18 protein-coding genes are annotated in these 24646 nt (G+C 51.2%); 12 read left to right on the top strand and 6 right to left on the bottom strand.

Features of this window, described 5'->3' with window-relative positions; all coding sequences use genetic code 11:
- Positions 1–25 precede the first annotated feature (25 nt).
- Complete coding sequence (locus CBE72_RS18690) at positions 26–814, bottom strand: phosphatase PAP2 family protein (protein WP_157929112.1); 789 nt, start codon at positions 812–814, stop codon at positions 26–28.
- Positions 815–1153: 339 nt separating this feature from the next.
- Here CBE72_RS18690 and CBE72_RS18695 point away from each other — a divergent pair, with 339 nt between their 5' ends.
- The 6 genes from CBE72_RS18695 to CBE72_RS18725 all read left to right on the top strand — a co-directional run bounded on the left by CBE72_RS18695 (position 1154) and on the right by CBE72_RS18725 (position 10704).
- The gene (locus CBE72_RS18695; RefSeq protein WP_100145690.1) at positions 1154–4381 is read left to right on the top strand and encodes a S41 family peptidase; all 3228 of its coding nucleotides are present in this window, start codon (positions 1154–1156) and stop codon (positions 4379–4381) included.
- An 843-nt stretch (positions 4382–5224) separates the two neighbouring features.
- Positions 5225–6931, top strand: coding sequence for an AIPR family protein (locus tag CBE72_RS18700; RefSeq protein WP_028781289.1), 1707 nt, complete (start codon positions 5225–5227; stop codon positions 6929–6931).
- Between the two features lie 148 nt (positions 6932–7079).
- The gene (locus CBE72_RS18705; RefSeq protein WP_100145691.1) at positions 7080–7520 is read left to right on the top strand and encodes a hypothetical protein; all 441 of its coding nucleotides are present in this window, start codon (positions 7080–7082) and stop codon (positions 7518–7520) included.
- Between the two features lie 281 nt (positions 7521–7801).
- On the top strand, positions 7802–8791 hold the full coding sequence (locus tag CBE72_RS18710; protein ID WP_100145692.1) for a transposase: 990 nt from the start codon (positions 7802–7804) through the stop codon (positions 8789–8791).
- Between the two features lie 474 nt (positions 8792–9265).
- Complete coding sequence (locus CBE72_RS18715; protein ID WP_206191799.1) at positions 9266–9832, top strand: hypothetical protein; 567 nt, start codon at positions 9266–9268, stop codon at positions 9830–9832.
- Positions 9833–10200: 368 nt separating this feature from the next.
- Positions 10201–10704 carry a YaiI/YqxD family protein gene (locus tag CBE72_RS18725; RefSeq protein ID WP_268239848.1) on the top strand — a complete coding sequence of 168 codons (504 nt, stop codon included), beginning with the start codon at positions 10201–10203 and terminating at the stop codon, positions 10702–10704.
- 205 nt (positions 10705–10909) lie between these two features.
- On the opposite strand, the gene CBE72_RS18730 is transcribed toward CBE72_RS18725, so the two are convergent.
- On the bottom strand, positions 10910–11803 hold the full coding sequence (locus tag CBE72_RS18730) for a LysR substrate-binding domain-containing protein (protein WP_028781419.1): 894 nt from the start codon (positions 11801–11803) through the stop codon (positions 10910–10912).
- A 132-nt stretch (positions 11804–11935) separates the two neighbouring features.
- Here CBE72_RS18730 and CBE72_RS18735 point away from each other — a divergent pair, with 132 nt between their 5' ends.
- The 3 genes from CBE72_RS18735 to CBE72_RS18745 all read left to right on the top strand — a co-directional run bounded on the left by CBE72_RS18735 (position 11936) and on the right by CBE72_RS18745 (position 14532).
- Positions 11936–13060: an S-(hydroxymethyl)glutathione dehydrogenase/class III alcohol dehydrogenase gene (locus CBE72_RS18735; RefSeq protein ID WP_028781420.1), complete on the top strand. Its 1125-nt coding sequence runs from the start codon at positions 11936–11938 to the stop codon at positions 13058–13060.
- Positions 13061–13070: 10 nt separating this feature from the next.
- Complete coding sequence (gene fghA, locus CBE72_RS18740) at positions 13071–13907, top strand: S-formylglutathione hydrolase (protein ID WP_100145694.1); 837 nt, start codon at positions 13071–13073, stop codon at positions 13905–13907.
- Positions 13908–14070: 163 nt separating this feature from the next.
- Positions 14071–14532, top strand: a complete 462-nt coding sequence (locus CBE72_RS18745) for a hypothetical protein (protein ID WP_100145695.1) — start codon at positions 14071–14073, stop codon at positions 14530–14532.
- 22 nt (positions 14533–14554) lie between these two features.
- Here the strand turns inward: CBE72_RS18745 and CBE72_RS18750 are convergent, their stop codons facing one another.
- The 4 genes from CBE72_RS18750 to ppsR all read right to left on the bottom strand — a co-directional run bounded on the left by CBE72_RS18750 (position 14555) and on the right by ppsR (position 18202).
- Positions 14555–15220 carry a response regulator transcription factor gene (locus tag CBE72_RS18750; protein WP_100145696.1) on the bottom strand — a complete coding sequence of 222 codons (666 nt, stop codon included), beginning with the start codon at positions 15218–15220 and terminating at the stop codon, positions 14555–14557.
- A 235-nt stretch (positions 15221–15455) separates the two neighbouring features.
- Complete coding sequence (locus tag CBE72_RS18755) at positions 15456–15887, bottom strand: acyl-CoA thioesterase (protein ID WP_045283855.1); 432 nt, start codon at positions 15885–15887, stop codon at positions 15456–15458.
- 195 nt (positions 15888–16082) lie between these two features.
- Positions 16083–17147: a 3-deoxy-7-phosphoheptulonate synthase gene (locus CBE72_RS18760; RefSeq protein ID WP_100145697.1), complete on the bottom strand. Its 1065-nt coding sequence runs from the start codon at positions 17145–17147 to the stop codon at positions 16083–16085.
- 242 nt (positions 17148–17389) lie between these two features.
- Positions 17390–18202, bottom strand: coding sequence for a posphoenolpyruvate synthetase regulatory kinase/phosphorylase PpsR (gene ppsR, locus CBE72_RS18765; protein ID WP_100145698.1), 813 nt, complete (start codon positions 18200–18202; stop codon positions 17390–17392).
- Positions 18203–18326: 124 nt separating this feature from the next.
- On the opposite strand from ppsR, the gene ppsA reads away from it, so the two are divergent.
- The 3 genes from ppsA to CBE72_RS18780 all read left to right on the top strand — a co-directional run bounded on the left by ppsA (position 18327) and on the right by CBE72_RS18780 (position 24389).
- Positions 18327–20696, top strand: coding sequence for a phosphoenolpyruvate synthase (gene ppsA / locus CBE72_RS18770; RefSeq protein WP_100145699.1), 2370 nt, complete (start codon positions 18327–18329; stop codon positions 20694–20696).
- Positions 20697–20886: 190 nt separating this feature from the next.
- On the top strand, positions 20887–23901 hold the full coding sequence (gene ydiJ, locus CBE72_RS18775; RefSeq protein WP_206191802.1) for a D-2-hydroxyglutarate dehydrogenase YdiJ: 3015 nt from the start codon (positions 20887–20889) through the stop codon (positions 23899–23901).
- 38 nt (positions 23902–23939) lie between these two features.
- On the top strand, positions 23940–24389 hold the full coding sequence (locus CBE72_RS18780; protein ID WP_100145700.1) for a DUF1285 domain-containing protein: 450 nt from the start codon (positions 23940–23942) through the stop codon (positions 24387–24389).
- Positions 24390–24646: the final 257 nt, after the last annotated feature.

The following is a 24646-nucleotide window of genomic DNA, read 5'->3' on the forward strand; positions in this document are numbered from 1 at the left end:
TCGGCAATAAATCAGGCCCGGTATTTTAGCGGGTGACTTCTGTTTGTGTCTGTATCTGTGCCTGTGTCTGTATCAGTGCCTGCGCCGGAACCCCGGCGTATCCTGCCGCTCGCCAAGGGCGATAAGCCAGGCCGTAGCTCAAGGTCGCCATGGTCCAACCGATAAGGGCGCTGGCGATATCGTGTGATAAAAAGTGGGCGCCGCGAAACTCCTGACACAGACTGAACACGGCGCCTATCAGCAATACCGCGCCGAGCAACTTAAAGCGCCATTTCGGCTTCAAGACCAACGCCAGATAATAAAGTCCCACCCAGGCAAAGGCGCCGCTGGAGTGTCCGCCGGGGAAACACTGGCCCAATTCAGTGTCAACGCTCAGGCTCATGGGGAAGGGCAGATAAGGCTGCTGGCCACCAAATAAACTGAGATCCCAGGGGCAGGCAACATTGGTCATGCTCTTGCCGATACGCACCAAAAGCACGGTTGCCAGGGCGCTTATAAACAGCATCAGCAAGGGCCGGCGCCAGCGCTTCATTGAGGCTTTGAAACTGCTCAATACCAGGGTCGACAGCAACACAACTGCCGCCAGCACCACCAGATCCCGTCCTCCTGTGTGCAGCAGTTTGTCTGCGACAAAGGCATGGCGCCAGGGCCAGGCCGTGTTGGTGCCCTCAAATGCCAACATCCACTGTGCCAGCAGCAGGTCGGCATTAGTGATGTGCAGCAAGATAAGCACGCCAAGCCCTACCGATAACGGCAACAGCAGATGATGTTTGAACCAGTGTTGAAAACTCAGCGGGTGGCTTGCAATGGGCATTGTGATTCCTGTGACTGTAGTGGCATAGTGCGAGTTGAGACAGAGTCGCAGCTGAGATCTGCGAAATAGAAAGCCTGAAAAAGTGGGCGTTGAATTCATGGCCCGGCTGGTGGATAGGAATTATTCTGGCCGGCTCAGATTAAGGTCTGCTTAAGGCCGGGGATTTTTGTCTCATTCGCCCGGAATGGCGTATTGCAATGAGTTGAAACAAAACCTTTTTTGCGTATTTTTTTACCACTGGTTATGTTACAGGGGTAGCTCTGCTATGGCGCTGGTTAAGTTGCGGTTTTGGCGGGGGATCCCCACAGGTTTGCTGGTATTCAAATACAAGGAACAGGAATGAAGCTCAATAAACTCTTTTGGCTGACGGCCCTTGCGCTCGGCAGCCCCAATTTGCTGGCTGCAGAGGCCAAACTCCTGCGGGAGCCGGATCTTCGCGGTGATACTCTGGTGTTTTCCTACGCCAAGGATATCTGGAAAGTGTCGCTCAAGGGCGGCGAGGCGGTGCGTCTCACCAGTTTCCAAGGGCAGGAGATGCAACCCAAGCTGTCGCCCGACGGCAAGTGGGTGGCCTTTACCGGCGACTATGAGGGCAATCAGGATATCTACCTGCTGCCTATTGCCGGTGGCGAGCCCAAACGCCTGACCTTCCACCCGGATGTGGATCAGCTGGTGGGCTGGAGCCCGGACAGCAAATCGGTATTGCTGCGCTCCGGCAGGGCCAATGCCCCGAGGGGCTGGCAGCAGCTGTTTACCCTGTCCATCGAGGGCGGCAATCCCAAGCCTTTACCCATGAACCGCGCCTTTGACGGCAGTTTCTCTGCCGATGGCAAGCAGCTGGTTTACCGCCGCGCTGGTCTTTGGGATCCGGGCTGGCGTAACTACCGCGGCGGCCAGAATCAGCCGCTCAGGTTGATTTCACTCGATAGCCTGGAGGAAAAAGATCTGCCCTGGGACAACACCCAGGATCTCGAGCCCCAGTGGCACGGCGACTATATCTATTTCCTCTCCAACCGCTCCCAGGTCACCAATATCTTTCGGGTCGCGGTCAAGGGCGGCGAGCCGGAGCAGCTGACCCATTACCAGGATGCCGATGTCAAAGGCTTTACCCTGGATAACGACACTCTGGTATACGAATACCGTGGCGAGCTGGTGAAAAAGTCGCTGGCTAATACCAATGCCAACGACAACGACAAGGGTGAGGCACTGGCCATCAGCCTGCATGCCGATTTCCCCTGGGTGCGGCCACGCTTTGAAGAGGTCGAAAAGCGGATAGAGTCGGCGGCCATTTCGCCTACCGGTAAGCGCGCCCTGTTTGTGGCCCGCGGCGATGTATTTACCGTGCCCGTGGAGCACGGCGATGCCCGTAATCTTACTGAAAGCTCAGACAGCCGCGAAGTGGGCGCCGCCTGGTCCAACGGCGGCAAACAGCTGGCCTGGTTCTCCGACAAGAGCGGCGAATATCGCCTGGTGATAGCCGATCAACTCGGCAAGCCGCAGCAAGAGATCAAACTGGCCGAAAAGGGCTTCTATACCGGGCTTATCTGGTCGCCAGATGATAAACAGCTGGTGTTCAGCGATCAGCGCCAGCAACTCTGGCTGGCGGACTTGTCCAAGGGCAAGGCGCAGGTTATCGACAGCCAGCCGGTAGTGAACCCCGACTGGGAGATGGCCCCCAGCTGGTCGCCAGACAGTCGTTATCTGGCCTACAGCAAGCAGGATGACAGCTTTTTCCGCAGTCTCTACCTGTTCGATACCCGCAATAATCAGAGTAACAGAATTACCCAGGGCATGGCCGATGTGCGTTACCCAGTGTGGGACAGCGCCGGCGACAAGCTCTATTTTGCCGCCAGTACCGATTATGGCCCTCACGCCGCCTGGTTGGATATGACCTCGGTTGCCTTCACCCCGACTTACGGCCTCTATACCATGCTGCTCAATACCCGCACCGAGGCGCCCATGCTGCCAAGAAGCGACGAGGAAGAGGGCAGCACTGAAGAGGAGTCCAAAGGTTCAGATGCACCACCTGCGGTGCGAATCGATCTCAACGGTATAGCGCAGCGGGTGCTGCCTCTGGGTGAGAGCGGTAAAATCCACAGCCTGAGCGCCGGTAAGCCAGGTGAGCTGTTCTATATGCAGGATTTGGATGAAACCACAGAGCTTCGCAAGTACAGCACTGAGGAGCGTAAGGCCGATACCCTGGCCGGTGATGTCGATGAGTATCATCTGAGCCACGACGGCGAGAGCCTGCTGGTGAAAATCGGCGACAACTGGCAGCAATTTGCCGGCGCCGCGCCCATGGGGGACGATGCCAAGACGCTCAACGTCAAGCTGACGGCACGTATCGATCCCAAGGCCGAATGGCAGCAAATCTTCCGCGAAGCCTGGCGCTTCCAGCGCGATTACTTTTATGTCAGTAATCTGCACGGTGCCGATTGGGACGCGGTATACAAGGAGTTCCAGCCACTGGTCGCCCATGTGCGCCACGGCGCCGACATGACCTATCTGCTCGATAACATGGGCGCCGAAACCTCTGTGGGCCACTCCTTTACCAATGATGGCGATCTGCCGGAAATTGCCGACAACCGTACCGGTCTGCTCGGCGCCGATGTTGAGGCGACCGACAAGGGTTATCGCTTCAGCCGCATTTATCGCGGCGAAAACTGGTATCCGGCGGACCAAGGCAGTGCGCCGCTGGCTCTCTATCCCCAGGTCAAGGCGGGCCAGTATCTGCTGGCAGTCAACGGCAAACCGCTGGATAACAAGGCCAACTTCTATCAGGCCTTCCAGGGGACTCTCGGTAAACAGACCCGTCTCAGTATCAGCCCGGATGGCAGCGACAAAAAAGCCTTTGAGGTGACTGTGGTGCCAACGGCCAGCGAACAGGCATTGAGACGTAACGCCTGGGTCGAGGATAACCGCAAGCGGGTGGATGAAGCTTCCGGCGGCAAACTGGCCTATGTTTGGGTTCCGGACACAGGCGAGAACGGTTTCAGTTACTTCAATCGCTACTTCTTCGCCCAGAATCAGCGCCAGGGGGTGATCATAGATGAGCGCTTCAACCACGGCGGTTACATTGCCGAGTACATCATAGATGTGCTGCGCCGCGAGCGTAACGGTTACTTCAATAACCAGATGGCCGGCGATCACCCCATGACCAGCCCGGGCAGCGGTATCTGGGGGCCCAAGGTAATGTTGATTAACGAAGTCTCCGGCTCGGGCGGCGACATGCTCCCTTATATGTTCCGCTATTACCAAGTGGGCAAGTTGGTGGGTAAACGCACTTGGGGTGGCCTGGTCGGCATCTGGGGTGTGCCTTCCCTGATGGATGGCGGCCATATCACGGCGCCGCGCAGCGGTTTCTTCAGTATCGACGGCCAGTGGCGGGTCGAGAACGAAGGTGTGGCCCCGGATGTGGAAGTCGAGCAGTGGACCAAAGACACAGCCAAAGGCATAGATCCTCAGCTGGAAAAGGCCATCGCCATTGCCTTGGATGAGCTGAAATCTGCCGCGCCGGTGAAGTTGCCACAGCCCGCCGATCCAGTGCGAGTGCCTCAGGTGAAATAGCCCTGTGACATGGCTAGGATGAAATAGCTCAGGGGAAACTAGCCCAATAACTTGCGCCGCTTGCCTCAGTCTTACAGGCAAGCGGCGCTTTTTGTTGGAAAATAATCAAAAATCAGCCAATTATTTTGTAAAAAACAACCAAGACAGGCTTTTATGGCTTTTGTCAAAAGCTTGACCTTTTGCTAATTGTTTTAATAAACAGTACTGAGTATTGTGTAACTAATTCAGGTGCTTATCTTTAGCACTTCCTTAAGCTCAAAGTCGGCGGCAGTGGTATTTTTCCGTTTTCAGCGGAATTCAGGGACGAACAACCTTCGCGCCCTTTCGGTAGCTATGAGAGAGACTCAATGATTGCGTTTTTCGTGGTAAGGGATATTCGGGCTAAACTCTATTATATTTAACTAATACAAAGAGATAGCGATGCGCGTTTACACTCCACCGATGACTAAAACGCGCATGCGCACTATACAACTGTTAAATGGCTCTGCTTTTTTATGACAGCGCAAGCTTCCAAGTCGGTGCCATGAGTGAGCGTTCGGTTGCCATTAGAAAAATAAAAGGATGTGGCTCGGCGTACCCGTTCGTTGCGGGCGGCCACATTTCAGGTTGGGGGTGTCTTCAAGTCATCAGTTCTTGCGGGTGCCATAAATGTAGTCTGGTTCGCAGGCTCACATCGTGCCCTTAGGTAGGGTGGGAGTGTCGCCACTTAACCAGGCAAGGCAGCGGACGCAAAAACACGCGCCGCTGCTCGCGGCGTTATGTAAATTCACGAACTTATTCACAACAAGAGTGGCATCATAAGAGCATAATAATCAAAACGTTAATATAGGCTGGTTGTACCATATGGATAAGATTACAGGCTCATTACTAAAGAGCTTTACTGAACAATGTGAGTTAGAGCGGTTACCTGAATCTACTCAGTTTGAGCACTTCGCAAACTACTCAATTTTATCAAAGCAATTCCGTGGAAGTTTTGAGCTTGATGAAGTTCATTCAGGTTCTGGTGGTGACTGCGCTATTGATGGGCTGTATATTCTCGTAAATGGGCGCCTAGTAAACGATAGTGATGAACTCAGAGAAATTGTTGAATCTTCAGGTCACTTAGACGCAGAGATTGGCTTCATACAAACGAAGACAACGTCTTCGTTTAGTGGGGCAGACATCGGTGCCTTTATCCATGGTATAAAAGATTTCCTAAGTGATGATCCTAAGCTCGTACAAAATGAAACGATTAAAGCTAAAAAGGTTCTATGGGAAGACATTATCCTAAAGTCTTCGTATATGGTAAATAGAAGACCTGATTGTAAAATGTACTATGTATGTACTGGAAAATGGGTAAATGACCAGAACCTTTCCGCCGTTATTAGCTCAGGTATTGATGAGGTAGATGCGATTGGAATTTTTGAAACTGTAAGTTTCGAACCTTGTGGTTCTTCGGAAATCCAAAAACTCTTCCATGAGACTAAAAACAAACTTTCTTCAACTATTACCTTTTTAAATCGAATTACATTACCTGACATTGAAGGGGTTTCAGAGGGTTACCTTGGGGTTATTCCATTAAGCGAATACTTGAAGTTAATCCAAGATGAGAATAAGACAATACATAGTATTTTTGATGATAATGTAAGAGATTTTCAGGGTGATAATCCTGTAAACAAGAAAATAAAAGGTACTCTTGAAGACAAAAAATTTGATATTTTTTGTGTACTCAACAATGGTGTAACTGTAGTTGCTTCTTCAATTACCCCAGCTGGTAACCGTTTCACAATCAGAGATTATCAAGTGGTTAATGGTTGTCAAACTAGTCATATTCTTCATGAATGTCAGAACATTGAAGGTATTGAACAAGTTCAGGTCCCTATAAAAATAGTTGTTACGGCAAATGAAGATATAAAAGCTAGCATTACTTTGGCGACGAACAGCCAAACAGAAGTTAAAACTGAGCAGCTTGAAGCACTTAGCATCTTCCAAAAACAACTTGAGCTGTATTACTCTGCTGAAAAAACTTCAATACCTTTATACTATGAAAGGCGCTCTCAGCAATATAACTCGGTTTCAGGCATAAAAAGGAATCAGATAATATCGATCCCTATTCAGATTAAGTCATTTGCTTCAATGTTCTTAAACTCACCTCATCTAGTGTCAGGGTATTATGGAACAATAGTTAAAAGGTTTTCTGGAAGAATCTTTGCAGACGGACATAAATACTTACCCTATTATGTAAGTTCTCTTTGCTACTACAGAGTAGAACAATTCTTCAGGTCTGGTGACCTTAAAACAGAAAATAAAAAAGCTCGTTTTCACATAATGCTGATAGTGCGCTTGTTAGGTATGGGTGAAGAACTTGACTATATCAATAGCAATAAAATTGAGAAAAAAGCGGAAGCATTTAAGAAGCTACTTCTAAATGAATCTGAGGCACTTTCAATGTTTAAAAAGGCAGAGTCTATATTTGAAAGTTCTGGTTTAGATATGGAGAAAAAGCAATATAAATCGGAAACTGAAACTGAGTTATTGATAAGTGCTTATAAGAAACTGAAGTCAGACTAAGAATTTACATGACGTTACAAAAAAATACATAGTAGAAAGATAGGACAGCCATACCTTTTTGATTAGAAAGATAGGACAGCCATACCTTTTTGATGGAAAAATAGGACAGCCATACCTTTTTTTAAGGAATTGACTATGGTTCAAATAAATGGATAAAGAACATTTCGTTTTTAACACTGCCTTAGTGTTAATAACACACTTCCAGAACTGTATTAAATCAGGTAATGAAGGAATTCATTCAAGACTCTTCTCTCATATCCTTCATCCAGAGAAAGATTACATTTTATGTGGGCAGTCTAAAGAAGTTAAAGATGGTGCGAGAATCCATCCAGAACACGTAGTTCCATGCGCTGTCTTAAGAAATGAATCGTTTAGACTATTAAAAGAAGGAAAACAGCCAGAATATATAGCGAAACTTTTATCCAAACATTGGAAGTTAGCATATATCTCTAAAGACCAGGCCAACTCCCTCGATAGTAAAAATAAGTTAAACCTGAAAGATACTATGCCTCCAGGCTGGTGTATGGAGTATGGAGACACATTTGCCCGTCTAGACAAGGCAGGCATAAAATTATTACCGTTAAATTAATATGGTAGCCATAAAAAATAAAGGACCAAATGAAATAACAAAAGGACTAAAATAAAGGACGGCCATACCTTTTTGATGTTTCGCCCAGCCTTGACTATAAAATAAAGGACGGCCATACCTTTTTGATGTTTCGCCCAGCCTTGACTAGGCTTTGAAGAAAAAACAGGACAGCCATACCTTTTTGAAGAAGAAAAAACAGGACAGCCATACCTTTTTGATGTTTCGCCCAGCCTTGACTAGGCTTTGAAAAAATACCCATCAAAGCTCAGTCGAGGTTGGTTATGACCACAGCCCGCCGCCAGTTGATAGATGTTGAAAGTACGCCCTTTTACCACGTGATTAATCGCTGCGTGAGAAGGGCATTTTTGTGTGGTGAAGATGCACTGTCGGGGCGCAGTTACGAGCATAGACGTGGCTGGATAGTGGATAAAATCAGGCAGTTGTCGTCAATATTCTGCATCGACGTTTGCGCTTATGCGGTTATGAGTAATCACTACCATTTGGTGCTCAAAATCGACCTTGCTGCGCAACAATCGTTGTCACCATTTGAAGTCATCGAGCGTTGGACATTGCTCTTTAGCGGCAATCCTGTGGCGGCAAAGTTCCTCAAGGGCGATAGTCTCTCAGAAAGTGAGCGAATACTGTTGGATACGTTGATTAGCGATTGGCAGGAACGCCTTGGCAGTATCAGTTGGTTTATGCGCTGTTTAAACGAAGATATCGCCCGCAAGGCCAATCGAGAAGATGGCTGCAAGGGCGTATTCTGGGAAGGACGTTTTAAGTCGCAGGCGCTGCTTGATGAACAGGCGCTGCTGGCCTGCATGATGTATGTGGATTTAAATCCCATTCGCGCAGGTATTGCAGATTCGCTGCAAACTTCTGATTACACATCCATTCAGGAGCGCATAGAGGAAGTTGATGAACCTACAACTGCCAACGCTTCACTTAAGCCGCTGCTGCAATTTGATGGTGCAGCCACTGCCGCCGAACCAAGCGGCATTCCATTTCACTTTGCCGACTATCTGGAGCTGATTGATTGGACAGGCCGGGCGGTGCGGGAAGACAAGCGTGGCTTTATTGCCTGTTCCAGACCCAAACTACTGCTTGAGCTTGGTATCAGCGACGATGCCTGGATAACTTCCGCCAAGGAGTTTCGCCGTCAGTACAGTGGCATGAGTGGCCGATGGGATGCGATGTGTGCCATGAAGGCCAAATATGGCGGTAAATGGTGCCGGGGTAAGCAACAAAGCCAAGCAATACATCCCCATTAACCTTAAACCCTTGGTGATTTTGCAGCAACAGGCTTAAGCCTGCCGTTGGCATGCCTAGCAACCGCAGTTTTTGTATGAAGCACGCAGATTACTCGTCTTAGAGAGTCTACTTCCCAAAATACGTCGTTATTTATCAGAGACTGACACTTGGCAGCGTGCTTCCTTGCGGTTTAGAAAGTGTTTAGGATGTCCTTGAGCTCTGTCAGTAGCTCGTAAAGTGTTTAGGATGTTCTGTATGTTGTGGTAGCTCGTAAAGTGTTTAGGATGTTCTGTATGTTGTGATTGAGACCAAATGATATGCTTCCTCGTGGCTCGAAAAGTGTTTAGGATGTCCGGTATATCCGCTGTATATCCGATAAATTGGCCTAAATTAGAAATTTAGCGTTTAAGATTTAGGCTGGTAAAGTAAAGGTTTTATCAAGGTCTAAATTGCAGGGCTTGTTCGCACCTTCCTTATAAAATGGAAAGATAAATTTGAAAATTGCATATATAACAGAAGATTTTGAAAAAGGTGATTGTTTTTTTGTGGATGATGACAACAGGGCATTCTATTATCAGGATGACAATTTTACACCTACCTCAATTCTTTCACCTGTTGTATGGTCAGATAAAGATTTGGTTAATATTGAAGCTTTAGATATCATTGATGCCAGTTGTTTAAATGTAACTAAAGAAATCGCTGAAGTTATAATGAGCTTTGATCCATATGGGGTTGAAGTCTATCCAGCTGCATTGAAATGCGGGGGTGATGACACTTTAACTGGAAGATATTTAGTGGCAGTAAATAACGAAGTAGATGTGATTGACCAAGATCGATGTTTCAAAGTTACCGATGCAACAACAAGGTTTTATTTATCGGAAGAGAAAATATTAGCACTCGAGCCAAGTAAGAGGCATGTGTTTAACCCTAAAGGAATGTTGAAAACCTTCTTTTCAAATGAACTGTTTGAAGCACTTGTCGCTATAGCTCAAGAAGGGAAAATTAAAACAAGTATAGTTGCTTATACTTTTGATACCTTAGATGAGGCACCTCGAGTATAGTTAAGGAAGCTGCGAATAAGTTCTTGTTTGATTCCATAGAAGATGTACAAGACTATGCAACTCAATGGCTTTGGTTATACAATCCCGAAAGGCCACGCAAAGCCAATCATGGGCGTCCACCTTTAATGGTCGCTTAACCTCTACTTTTAACTGCGGTTAAAAAGGGGAGGATTACCATACTGGCAAAACAGGAGGCGTCCATATATGGCCAAGTTAAATTGGCCACGGTTTTGTATTCAAGCCAGTATCTTCGCTCTGACTCGTTCGGTGTCATTCCATCCACTTTAGCTTGGCGGATTTTGCGCGCACAGATACCCTGCTTGAGATAGAATAGCGTGCGAATTTTATTGCAAACTAAAGGAGCGCGAGTGCAGCAGAATCAAAATGAGCAGGCATCAGACCTGGCACAAATCTGGGTCGATGCCGATGCCTGCCCGGTAGTGATCCGCGAAATGTTGGTGCGGGCGGCGGCGCGTACCGGCATCAATGTCACTTTTGTCGCCAATCAGGCACTCAGGATCACAGGTGCTGCCAGTGTCAAAACCTTACAGGTGCCCAAGGGGTTTGATGTGGCCGATAACGAAATCGTGCGCCTGTGTCACGCCGGTGATTTGGTGATCAGCAATGATATTCCGCTGGCGGCCGAAGTGATAGACAAGGGCGCCAAGGCGCTCAATAGCCGTGGCGAGCTGCTGAATCGTGACAATGTGCGTGCCCGTCTTAATATGCGGGATTTTCTCGATACCCTGCGTGCCAGCGGTATAGATACCGGCGGCAGTCCCAAGTTGAGCCAGGCAGATAGACAGGCCTTTGCTAATGAGCTGGATAAATATCTGCTGCACTGGCAGCGTGCTAAGACGAGTCAGGGCTAAGCCTGCCAAGCCATAGTTCGCTCAGAGAATCAAAAGCCTGGAAATTTGAAACCTCAGCGATTTGAAAGCTGAGTGGCTCGCAAGTTTCGCGGCTATGCAAGATTCAGAGCCGATACAGAATTCATTTCCTATTTAAGATCTGGCTGCAGTTCAAGACCTGTCACCCATTAAAGACTTAACGCTCCATTCAAGACAGGGCATCCACTCAAGACTTGCCCAGATCCGGCGCCTCCGGCAGCGCCTGCTGCAGAAAGTCCAAGAGCAGGCTGACCTTGGGCGACAGATGGCGGTTCTGTGGGTATAAGGCCCAAATCCCCTCCGGCGCCGCCTGGTAAGCCTCGAGCACAGATACCAGGGCGCCGCTGGCGAGATCCTCGCCGACATAATAATCGGGCAGTTGCACCAGCCCGAGCCCTTTGCGAGCAGCATCCAATAGCCCAGGGCCAGAATTACACACCAAGCGGCCACTCAAACGCCATTGACGTTCCTGACCCTGCTCGATAAAACGCCAGTAAGGGTGGTTACCCAGCAAACATTGATGCCGGTGCAGCTCGCCCAGAGTGTGGGGCACGCCATGGTTGGCCAGATACTCAGGGCTGGCACAGACATAATTGCGGCGACTGCCAAGACGCCGCGCCATCAAGCTGGAATCCGCCAGCTTACCCAGCCGAATCGCCAAATCATAACCGCCATCAATCAGATCCAGCGTCTTGTTGTTGAGATCCAGTTGCAGATCCAGCTTGGGGTGCAGACAGAGAAAGTCATTCAGCAGCGGCAGAATAAATTGCTCGCCGTAAGTGACCGGCGCCGTCACCCGCAGCAAGCCCTGCGGGGTTTGTTTCAAACTGCCAAGGGCGCGTTCGGCTTCTTCTATACCATCTTGCAGCAAGCGGCAGTGGCGATAATAAAGCTGACCCTCTTCACTGAGCGACACCTTACGGGTAGTGCGATAGAAGAGTTTGCTCGCCAGGCGTTTCTCCAGCGCGGCGATTTGGCGGCTTATCTGCGCCACAGACAAGTTGAGCCGCTCGGCGGCGCGGGTAAAGCTCTGGCTCTCGGCCACGGCGATAAATTCGCTGATCCCTTCCCAGTGGTTCATTATTACTTCTCAGTAAAAGTGATTTGTATATTTGGCTGATTATCTTTTATTTGGGAATAAATACAATGTTGGCATCCGGTTTATGAGCCAAGAGGTTCGATACCGAATCAATCACAACAGAAGGAAGCGACAATGACAGACAAATTTATCAAGTCCCGCGCCGCCGTAGCCTGGGCCGCCGGTGAGCCGTTGAAGATGGAAGAGGTGGATGTGATGTTGCCCAAGGCCGGTGAGGTGTTGGTGCGCATTGTTGCCAGTGGTGTGTGTCATACCGATGCTTTTACCTTGAGCGGCGATGACCCAGAAGGCGTGTTTCCGGCCATTCTCGGCCATGAGGGCGGCGGCATAGTGGAGATGGTCGGCGAAGGCGTCACCAGTGTGGCGGTGGGCGATCATGTTATTCCTCTTTACACGCCTGAATGCGGAGAGTGTAAGTTCTGCCGCTCGGGCAAGACCAACCTGTGTCAGAAGATCCGCGAGACCCAGGGCAAGGGCCTGATGCCGGATGGTACCACCCGTTTCTTCAAAGACGGCAAGCCGATTTTCCACTACATGGGCTGCTCGACTTTCTCTGAATATACAGTATTGCCTGAGATCTCCCTGGCCAAAGTCAACAAGTCGGCACCGCTGGAAGAGATCTGCCTTCTGGGCTGCGGTGTCACTACCGGCATGGGCGCTGTAATGAACACTGCCAAGGTGGAAGAGGGCGCCACTGTAGCCATCTTCGGGCTTGGCGGTATAGGGTTATCGGCGGTGATTGGCGCTGTGATGGCCAAGGCCGGTCGCATCATAGGCATAGATGTCAATGAGTCCAAGTTTGAACTGGCGAAGAAGCTGGGCGCGACCGAGTGCATTAACCCCAAGGACTATGACAAGCCTATTCAGCAGGTGATTGTGGATTTGACCGATGGCGGCGTCGATTACTCGTTCGAGTGCATCGGTAATGTGGATGTGATGCGTTCGGCGCTCGAGTGTTGCCACAAGGGCTGGGGCGAGTCAGTGATCATTGGGGTTGCCGGTGCCGGGCAAGAGATCTCCACCAGACCTTTCCAACTGGTGACCGGCCGGGTGTGGAAAGGCTCGGCTTTCGGTGGTGTCAAAGGACGCTCACAGTTGCCAGGCATAGTGGAAGATTATCTGGCCGGTAAATTCAAGCTGGATGACTTTATCACCCACACCATGGGGCTTGAAGATATCAATGAAGCCTTCGAGCTGATGCATGAAGGCAAGAGTATACGCAGCGTGATCCACTTCTGAGGACCTTCTGATGGAAAATATCAGTAACAACAGGTCGTTTGGAGGCTGGCACAAGCAGTACCGTCATCACTCCAGCAGTCTGAACTGCGAGATGCGTTTCGCCATTTATCTGCCGGAGCAGGCCAATAGCCAAAAGGTACCTGTGCTGTATTGGCTCTCCGGGCTGACCTGTACGGATGAGAACTTTATGCAAAAGGCCGGGGCCCAGCGCCTCGCGTCTCAGCTGGGGCTCGCCATAGTCTGTCCGGATACCAGCCCGCGCGGAGAAGGTGTGGCCGATGCCGAAGATGCTGCTTACGATCTGGGGTTGGGGGCCGGTTTTTATGTCAATGCGACCCAGGCTCCCTGGAGCAATCATTATCGTATGTATGACTATGTGGTAGATGAGTTGCCGGCCTTGATAGAGCAGCACTTTCCGGTATCGGGTAAGCGTGCCATTGCCGGTCACTCCATGGGCGGGCACGGCGCGCTGATGATAGCCCTTAAAAATCCGGGCCGTTATCTCAGCGCCAGTGCCTTTGCCCCCATCAGTCATCCTAGCCAGTGCCCTTGGGGCCAGAAAGCGTTTGCCGCCTATCTTGGCAGCGACAGGGAGGCTTGGAAGGCCTATGACACGGTAGAGCTGATAAAAAGTGGTGCCAAAGGGCTGCCGATGCGGGTCGATCAGGGCGAGAGTGATCTGTTTCTGGCCGAGCAGTTACTGCCACAGGCCTTGCAGGCCGCCGCCACTGACGCTGGAATTGCGCTGAGTTTTCACAGCCACCCCGGCTATGATCACAGCTACTATTTTATCGCCTCATTTATCGACGAGCAGCTTAAGTTTCATGCCAGCCATCTGGGCTTGTAAACGCTGAGCCTCTCAAATGCAGCGCCGCCGAGGGTTTGCCCCGGCGGCGCTTTTTTATGGGTTATAGCGGCCATTGCCCGGTATCCGCTTGTTGAGTACTTTCTGGTTTACCCCACTTTTGTCTGAGGGGGATTAACGAGCGCAGGGGTTAATGGGAGGGAGCATGAAAATAGGCAGATGGCAGACACCCTTCGAGCAGGGGGATCTTTTTATCACTGGGCTCTTCTGGGGCGGTGATTTCATGTTGCAGCTTCCCGGCGGCAAACGCTATCAAATCAAAAATACGCCCCATCCCGGGGTCGAGCTCAGCCTGGAGCTGTTTCATTTACCGAGTGAAGGGCGCTATCGGCTGCATTATCACTCGGTCACTGCGTTTCGTATGCTGGATGAACATGGGTTGCTGGAGCTATGGCAGGCGCTGAGCGAGCTTGGGGACGAACAGGGTTACAACAGCCGCCTGATTAAAGATCACGCCTGGTCGCAGGAAAGCCCAATCAGTTTCTTCCATGGGCACAGTGACGGCTGGTCACATCTTATCTGCACCGGCGATGAGTGTGTCGAGGTGTTGTGCCCGAGCGCGCCGGAAATCATCTATCTTGGCAAGTATGCCGCCATAGAGGACTGAAAATCTTTGGGAAGCGGTGAGATCAGCTGATCTCGACCTTTTCCATCCCCAGTTGCTGCAGCGCTATCACGGCCTGGGTGCGGTTGCGAACCCCCAACTTACGGAAGATAGCGGTGGCGTGGGCCTTGATGGTCGCCTCGGATACGCCCAGGTCGTAGGCTATCTGCTTGTTGAGCAGGCCTTCGGCAAACATCTGCAACACCTTGTATTGCTGCGGCGTCAGCTCAGAGAGCTTGCCGGCGACCTTGTCGGTATCATTTTCATCATCAATTTCAACCAACTCTATGTCTTGAGGCAGCCAGATATCGCCGAACATTACTGCGGTGATTGCTTCGATAAAGGTTTCCATCGAGGCCGATTTGGGAATAAAACCGGCGCCGCCGTAGTGCAGGGCACGGCTGATGGTGGCGGCATCTTCGTGGGCTGAAATCACTATTACCGGCAGCTCGGGGAAGTGGGCGCGCAGATGGATAAGGGTGGAGTAGCCATGGGATCCCGGCATCTGCAGATCCAGCAGCACCAGATCATATCCCTGATGAGTTTGCTCAAGCAGTTTTTGCAGCGCATCGGCACTGTCGGCCTCATACCAGCGGGTATTGGAGAAACCGCTGTTAAGCGCTTGGCGCAGGGCATTGCGAAATAAAGGGTGATCATCGGCGATGATAATATTTAAGTTTTCTGGCTTCATGGCTTGTTATGGTTATGGCTCTGCACGCTGAAGAAGGGTCAATGTAACAGAAAAGTGACAAATAATCCTATTGCTTTATCAGGGTTTAAGTGACTTTTTGTTACCGTCGCTTTTAGACTTTAGTCGAGAACGACGGTCAATAAAAGCCTTTTCAGCGGCAAAGACTGTTGCAGAATGAAACCTAAAAGCCTGTAGCCAGATACAGGCCAGGATTATGCGAATAAGCGAACAGGGGCTAGTTGGCTAGATCATCGCTCCAGATCTGGGTCGGTTTTCTGTCTTCATCGACGGCCACGAAGGTGAAGACGCCGCGGATAGCGTGCTCGCGCTTATCCTGATACATATCTTCTACAAAAATGTTCACTTCGACTTTCATCGAGGTGTTGCCCACATGGATCACCCGGGCGATCAATTCTGCCAGGCTACCGGCGGGGATCGGTTTTTTGAAGTCGATTCTGTCAGAGCTGACGGTGACCAGTGTCTTGCGACAAAAGCGGGTGGCGGCAATAAAGGCGGTTTCATCCATCCAAGCGAGGGCTTCACCGCCAAACAGTGTGTTGTGATGATTGGTAATGGACGGGAAAACCGCCTTGATGACCCGAGCCTCGGCTTGTTCAATTCGGCGCGCTACGGCCGCTTCATATTGGCTCTGTGTCGTTTCTGGCATACGGCAACCTCAAGGTTATGCTGGAAAATCAGGGGCGGTATTATAGTTCGACCAAAGGCGGATTGACAGCCTGGGGCAGAAAGCCTTGCATGAAAAATATTGGATGTTCAAAAGTATCCGGGCATGAAAAAGCCCCGGTATCTCCGAGGTGGAGACGGGGGCTATTTTATGTTGGCGGCCTGAATTTGTAGCGGCTTACTTGCCCAGCAGGCGGCGTCTTTCCTTGGCGGCTGCGGCCAGATCTCTAAGCAGTTTTTCCGAGTCTTCCCAGTGCAGGCAGGCATCTGTGATGCTTTTGCCGTAAGTGAGGGGCTCACCTGCAATAACTTTCTGATTGCCTTCGACAATAAAACTCTCGGCCATAATACCGGCAATGGCGGTGGAGCCGCTGCGCAGCTGCGCCATAATATCTTCGGCGACTTCCAGCTGCTTCTTGTGCTGCTTCTGGCTGTTGCCATGGCTGAAGTCGACCACTATACCTGAGTGGATCCCAACCGAATCCATCTGCTCTCTGGCCTTGGCCACATGTTGCTCGCTGTAGTTGGGGGTTTTACCGCCGCGCAGAATGATATGTCCATAAGGATTACCATGGGTGCGATAGACCGCCAGTGAGCCGTCTTTGTCCGGAGAGTAAAAGATATGTGGTTCTCTGGCGGCGCGCACTGCATCAACGGCGATATTGATGTTGCCGTCGGTACCGTTCTTGAACCCGACAGGACAGGAGAGCGCCGAGGCCATCTCACGGTGAATTTGGCTTTCTGTGGTGCGGGCCCCGATGGCGCCCCAAGTGATGAGATCGGCAATATACTGACCGTTCACCATATCCAAAAACTCGGTGGCGATCGGCAGTTTCAGCTCGGTGATCTGCTGCAGCAACTTGCGGGCCTGGCGCAGGCCTTTATTAGGGCTGAAGCTGCCATCCAAGTCAGGATCGGAAATCAGGCCCTTCCAGCCGACTATGGTGCGGGGCTTCTCAAAATAGACCCGCATCAGAATGCACAGATCGTCTTTGAGTTCATGGTGCAGCTTGGCCAGGCGGCTGGCATAGTCCAGGGCTGCCTCTGTATCATGGATAGAGCAGGGGCCTATGATGACCAACAAACGCGGATCGTCACCCTGAATAATGGCTTCGACTTCGCGGCGCTGTTCAACCAGGTAATCTGCGGCTTCCTGAGTCAATGGATACTCAGATGCGAGTTGGGCAGGTGAGATCACTTTACATAAGAGAGAAGTACGTAATTCGTCTGTTTTAATGGTCATTCATAATACCGGGGGAAATTTCTTGAGCGCTTTGCGCTTATCTTGTGTCGGATTATAACCAATCGAGCGGTGCTGCAAAGTGGCAATTGTCCGATAATTGGTCATGTGGGTCTTGAAAAATGATCAATTCCCACACTAACTTCATTTGATTCGTCTAGCAGTAACAAGTAGTTAGCCTGATGATGTCATTCTGTAACTCAGTTTCAACTCAGGTAAATATTACTTGGTGCATGGCAGAGATTTTAAAACATATGGCGTTCAAGGCCCGTGGCATCGAGGATCTTGGTGGCGATCTCCTCGACCGATTGGTTGGTGGTGTCTATATAAGGAATACGTTCTTTCTTGAACATCATCTCCACCTCTTTGACTTCGAGGCGGCACTGGCGCAGTGAAGAGTAGCGGCTGTTCTCCATTCGACTTTGGCGTATTTCATGCAGACGCACGGGCTCAATGGTCAGGCCGAACAGCTTGGATTTGTTGCGTTTCAGTATTTCCGGCAACTTGAGGTTATCCATATCGTCTTGAATAAAGGGGTAGTTGGCGGCCTTGATACCGAACTGCATCGACAGATAAAGGCTGGATGGCGTCTTGCCGCAGCGGGAAACCCCCAGCAGGATAATGTCGGCCTTATCCATATGTTTCATGGTCTGGCCATCGTCGTTCTCCATGGCAAAGTTAATGGCATCGATACGGGCATCATAACCCGCTTTGGCCATACCATGGGTTCTATGCAATGAAGGGCTCGCTGTGACCCCCAATTGTTGTTCCAGTGGTGCGACGAAAGTGTTCAAAAAGTCATAGTCCAGGCCTTCACTGGAGTAAATAATGTCGCGAATTTCCGGTTTGACGATGGAATGAAACACCAGAGGCCGTTCCCCTGTTGTAATAAAACTATCGTTAATTTGTTTTTTAACGGCTTCGGCCTTAACGGTATTTTCGACAAAAGGAATGGTAAGTGAGTCAAATTCCAATGGAAATTGAGAAAGTACCGCGTGACCAAACACCTCGGCTGTGATCGCGGTTCCATCAGAAATGTAGAATACTTTACGTGCCATGCCGACCTCATGTAGTAATAAAATTACAAATAAAATTATAGATTTACGCTTGTTGCCTCGGAGTGTAAAATGCCGCTGCCCTCGTGTGAAGGGGCCACTGAAATAAACTTGCGGAGATAGAACTGTGCAGCAATACGTACTCTGGTATCAGGAATTAGGCATGGGTGACGTCAACAAGGTCGGCGGTAAAAACGCTTCCCTTGGTGAAATGATCAGTAATCTGGCCAATGCCGGTGTTCAAGTACCTGGCGGCTTTGCGACCACATCCCACGCGTTCAATGAGTTTCTTGAGCAAAGTGGAGTAAACCAGAAGATATACGACATTCTTGACACATTGGATGTAGATGATGTCAACGCACTGGCTAAAGTTGGTGCACAGATCAGACAGTGGGTTATCGAAACCCCATTTCAGCCAGAACTCGAACAAGCGATTCGAGAAGCTTACGAAAAATTAGCCTCTGAAACCCAAGACGCTTCATTCGCCGTGCGTTCCTCTGCCACCGCAGAAGATATGCCCGACGCTTCATTTGCCGGTCAGCAAGAAACCTTCCTTAACGTAAAGGGCTTCGACGCTGTATTGGTTGCCATCAAGCATGTGTTTGCCTCTCTGTTTAACGATCGCGCTATCTCCTATCGTGTGCATCAGGGGTACGACCATCGCGGCGTGGCACTGTCTGCCGGTGTTCAGCGCATGGTACGTTCCGACAAAGCGGCTTCCGGCGTGATGTTCACCATGGATACCGAGTCCGGCAACAAGGATGTGGTATTTATCACTTCTTCCTTCGGTCTGGGCGAAATGGTGGTACAAGGTGCGGTTAACCCGGACGAGTTCTACGTACACAAGCCAACCCTGACAGCCGGTCACAAGGCCGTTGTACGTCGTAACATCGGCAGCAAGCTGATCCAGATGGTGTACTCGGATGACGCATCTCACGGCAAGCAAGTGAAAATTGAAGATGTCGCCAAAGAGCAGCGCATGACTTTCTCCATCAATGATGAAGAAGTGATGGAACTGGCCAAGCAGGCGATGATCATTGAAAAGCATTATGGCCGTCCGATGGATATCGAATGGGCCAAAGACGGTAACGACGGTCGTCTCTACATAGTTCAGGCTCGCCCCGAAACCGTACGCTCCCGTGAAGATGTGCAGCTGATTGAGCGTTATCACCTCAAGAGCCGCGGCGAAGTGATCTGTGAAGGTCGTGCCATCGGCCACAAGGTGGGCTCAGGTATTGCCAAGGTGCTCAACTCTATCGACGAAATGGACAAGATCCAGCCAGGCGATGTACTGGTTACCGATATGACTGACCCGGATTGGGAACCTATCATGAAGCGCGCCAGCGCCATTGTCACCAACCGTGGTGGCCGTACCTGTCACGCAGCTATTATCGCCCGTGAACTGGGCGTGCCTGCGGTAGTGGGTTGTGGTGACGTGACCGACAAAATTCAAAATGGTCAGGAAGTGACTGTATCCTGCGCCGAAGGCGACACAGGTTATATCTATCAAGGCAAGCTGGAGTTTGATGTGATTTCCAGCCGCGTTGATTCCATGCCTGATCTGCCGATGAAGATAATGATGAACGTGGGTAACCCTGACCGCGCCTTCGACTTTGCCCGTCTGCCTAATGAAGGTGTGGGGCTGGCCCGTCTCGAGTTCATCATCAACCGCATGATAGGCATTCACCCCAAGGCTCTGCTGGAATTCGATCAGCAAACCGACGAGCTGAAAGCCGAGATCACCGAGATGATCGCCGGTTATGAATCTCCGGTTGAATACTATGTTGCCCGTCTGGTGGAAGGTATCTCTTCTATTGCTGCAGCATTCCACCCCAAGAAGGCTATCGTGCGTATGTCTGACTTTAAGTCAAACGAATACGCCAACCTGATCGGCGGTGACAAGTACGAGCCAGAGGAAGAGAACCCAATGCTGGGCTTCCGTGGCGCCAGCCGCTACATCTCCGAGTCGTTCCGCGATTGTTTTGCCCTAGAGTGTGAAGCCATTAAGCGTGTTCGTAACGACATGGGGCTGAAGAACGTTGAGATCATGATCCCGTTCGTTCGTACTCTGGAAGAAGGCCGTCAGGTTATCGAACTGCTGAAAGAGCAAGGTCTGGAGCGTGGTAAAGATGGTCTGCGCGTCATCATGATGTGCGAACTGCCATCCAACGCCCTGCTGGCGGATCAGTTCCTGGAGATGTTCGATGGTTTCTCCATCGGCTCCAACGACCTGACTCAGCTGACTCTGGGTCTGGACCGCGACTCTGGCATCATCAGTCACCTGTTCGATGAGCGTAACGAAGCCGTTAAGGCGCTGCTGGCGATGGCTATCAAGTCTGCCAAGGCCAAGGGTGCTTACGTGGGTATCTGTGGTCAGGGTCCTTCGGATCACGCCGACTTTGCCGCCTGGTTGGTGGAGCAGGGCATAGACACAGTGTCTCTGAACCCAGACACAGTGATCGACACCTGGTTGTACCTGGCTGAAGCCCACGGCTAACAACTCAGTAAGTTATGAAAGAAGCCGCTTTTTAGCGGCTTTTTTTTGTTTATAATGGCCCGATAACAAAAAATTTATTCGAGCATAAGATGTTACCCCTACTTTCACACCAACAAACTCTGGAACCCTTGTATCTGGAATATCTGGATGCGCTGGAGCAGCGCGGTTTTCGCGGCGATATTGACCGGCGNTGGAACCCTTGTATCTGGAATATCTGGATGCGCTGGAGCAGCGCGGTTTTCGCGGCGATATTGACCGGCGTTACAGTGCCCGCTTGGCGCAAGCGACGGATAACTCTGTTTATCAGTTTCTGCCACAGGCGGTGCTATACCCCAGAGACAGCGCAGATATTGCCATGGCGTTACGGCTCGCCTGTGAGGAAGCCTTTGCCAAGGTGGTCTTCAGTGCCCGAGGCGGCGGTACCGGAACCAATGGCCAGGCGCTGACCCATGGGATAGTGCTGGACCTCTCGCGCCATATGAACCGGGTGTTGGAAGTTAATCCAGAGGAAGGTTGGGTCAGAGTCGAGGCCGGTGTGGTCAAGGATGCGCTCAATGATGCGCTGCGGCCGCACGGCTTTTTCTTCAGCCCGGATCTTTCCACCTCCAACCGTGCCACTCTGGGCGGCATGATCAATACCGATGCCTCCGGCGCCGGCTCGCTGGTGTATGGCAAGACTTCGGATCATGTGCTGGAGCTCACCAGTGTGTTGGTGGATGGCAGTGTGCTGCACACGGCTCCGGTGAGCCGCGAGGCACTGGAATCGGGTGAGAAAGTCACTGACAACCCGCTCGGCAACAAGTTGATTACCGAGGTGGCCCGTCGCTGCCGTGAGCAGCGAGAGCTGATTGAACAGCGCTTTCCCAAACTGAATCGTTTTTTGACCGGTTACGATCTGAAAAACGTCTGGGATCAACAGCTCAGCGAATTTAATCTGTCGCGGATCCTCACGGGCTCTGAGGGAACGCTGGCGGTGGTGACTGAGGCCAAACTGGATATCACCCCCTTGCCGGCCAGCCGCCTTATGATCAACATCAAATATGACTCTTTTGAATCGGCGCTGCGCCATGCGCCCGACTTGGTGCTCGCCAATGCCACTGTGGTGGAAACCGTCGATTCCAAGGTGCTGAATCTGGCGCGGGAAGACATTATCTGGCACTCGGTATCCGAGCTTATCCAGGAAGTGCCCGGCAAAATAATCGATGGCCTTAACATGGTGGAGTTTGCCGGAGAACAAGCCCAGGTCGATGAGCGGGCTGAGCGTCTGGCCGCGGCGCTGGATGCACAGATTGCCGCCGGTGAGAAAGGGGTGCTTGGGTATCAGCTCACCCGGGATGCCGGTTCCATCAATAAGATTTATGCCATGCGCAAGAAGGCTGTGGGGCTGCTCGGGGCCACCAAAGGTCGCCGCAAACCGATAGCCTTCGCCGAAGATACCGCCGTACCACCTGAAAAGCTCGCCGACTATATTATGGAGTTCCGTGCCCTGTTGGATAGCCATCAACTGCAATACGGCATGTTCGGCCATGTGGATGCCGGGGTGCTGCATGTGCGTCCGGCGCTGGATATGTGCGATCCCAAGGATGAAGCCTTGCTGCGCACCGTCTCGGATCAAGTGGCGGCACTGACGCAGAAATACGGCGGCCTGATGTGGGGCGAGCACGGTAAAGGGGTGCGTGGTGAGTATGGCCCCCAGGTATTTGGCGAGCAGCTTTGGAGTGAGCTTGAAGAAGTTAAGACGCTGTTCGATCCCCAGAATAAACTCAACCCGGGTAAGCTGGTGGCGCCCAAAGGCCAACAGCTTATCTACAATGTCGACAGTACCAAGCGCGGCAGTTTCGATAGGCAAATACCTGTCAGTGTCCGCGATGCTTTCCCGGATGTGATGAACTGTAACGGTAACGGCCTGTGTTTCAACTACAGCCGCTTTTCGCCCATGTGCCCCTCTTTCAAGGTGACTGGAGACAGGATCCATTCGCCCAAGGGCCGCGCCGGATTAATGCGTGAGTGGCTGCGACTGCTGGAATCTGAAGGCGTTGACGTCAATGAGCTGGCCAAGTCCAAACCCATGGGCTTATTGCAGCGGCTGCAGAACAGCCTCAACGCCAAGAAAGAATACGACTATTCCCACGAGGTGATGGAGTCGCTCAAGGGCTGTCTCGCCTGTAAGGCGTGCTCCGGCCAGTGTCCGGTGAAGGTGGATGTCCCCAAGTTCCGGGCACAGTTTTTCAGTATCTATTACCGCCGTTATCAGCGTCCCGCCAAGGATTACCTGGTGGCCGGTGTCGAGGATTCGGTGCAGCTGATGGCCAAGGCGCCCCGGCTGAGTAACTTTGCGGCGCAGAATCCTCTATCCAAGTGGGTGATTAAGAAGGCTCTGGGGTATGTGGATGCGCCTGCGCTGTCTGTACCTACGCTGAAACAGCGCCTAGATGCTCACCCCAGCCGTGGTTATTATCTCAACGCCTTGAGCGCTATCCCCGCCGCTGAGCGACAAAACTATGTGTTGGTAGTGCAGGATCCTTTCAACAGCTTCTACGATGCCGAACTGGTTTATCGCTTTATTCGCCTGATCGAAGCGCTTGGGCTCAAGCCGGTATTGCTGCCGTTCAAGCCCAACGGTAAACCGGCTCATATCAAGGGGTTTCTGGAGCAGTTTGCCAAGACGGCACAGACCGCCGCCGATTTTCTCAATCAGGTGCATGCCCTTGGCATGCCCATGGTGGGGGTAGATCCTGCGTTGGTGCTGGTTTATCGCGACGAATACCGTGAGGCGCTCGGCGCCAAGCGCGGCCAATTCAATGTCCAGCTGGCCAGTGAGTGGCTAAGTGCCATGCTCGAGCAGTTGCCGCAATTGCCTGCAAGCGGGCGTGAGTTCACCTGGTTCAGCCACTGCACTGAATCCAGTGCTCGTCCCGGCACCGCCAAAGAATGGCAAACCATCTTTGCCCGTTTTGGTGCCAAGTTGGGAACCGTGAATCTGGGTTGTTGCGGCATGGCCGGTACCTATGGTCATGAGCTGGAAAACCTGCCTCGCTCCAAGGCTTTGTATGAGATGTCCTGGGACGAGGCGATAAAGTCGCTGCCGCAGGAGCAGATATTGGTGTCCGGTTATTCCTGTCGCAGCCAGGTCAAACGTTTTGGTGGCTTCAGGCCCAGGCACCCCATCGAAGCCTTGCTGGAGCTGACTCAGGCGCAAGCCTGAGAGCGCCAAAAATAGGGAACCCAAAATAGGAAGTCAGGATGAAACAGTCTGCAGACAAGGTGAGTGAGGCCCTGAAAGGGTTGGGGGCAAGGCCTGACTTGTGTCAGCAGCAAGCCCTGTTTGAGATAGACGTTAAAGGCGACTGGTATTATCTCAACTCACCACTGCCGGCCAAGTTTGCCAGGCTCTTCAGTAGTATTTTGCACTGCATCGAGGGTGAACATCTGTTGATCACCCCGGCAGAGCGTTTGAAGGTAGCGGTGGCCGACACACCGCTCATCATAGTCGATTACAAGCAGTTAGATATCGAGGCCGAGAGCAGCCGTTTTGCCCTGGTTTGCTCCCAGGGTAATGAGTTCGAGGTGCTGGGGCTCAATGCCTTTGAGAGCGCCGAATCCGGGCTATTGGTAAGCTTGCCTCGAGGTCTAAAGGCCAGGCTTGGGCGTGCCTGTTTCTATCGCTTTGCCGAAACCTATCTACTGAGTTAAATATTAACGGAATCGCTTTGCCATTCAGGCAGATATAAAACCTTTATTTACAGTAGCCTGACTGTAAATGCCCCATTGTTCTCCTTTCTTGTGTTAGTGAAATATTCAGCAGGTGGTAGTATTAATACCATTGGTATAGAAGTTTGATTGACTCAGAATCGGGTTAGCCACTCAAGTTTAAGGCGGATTGTCGGCTGGCAATCGTGTACCCATAGGGGAGTCATAAAGCCGTATATTTGGGCAGGTCAATGCGGTTT

Source organism: Shewanella carassii, assembly GCF_002777975.1.
Classification (GTDB): domain Bacteria; phylum Pseudomonadota; class Gammaproteobacteria; order Enterobacterales; family Shewanellaceae; genus Shewanella; species Shewanella carassii.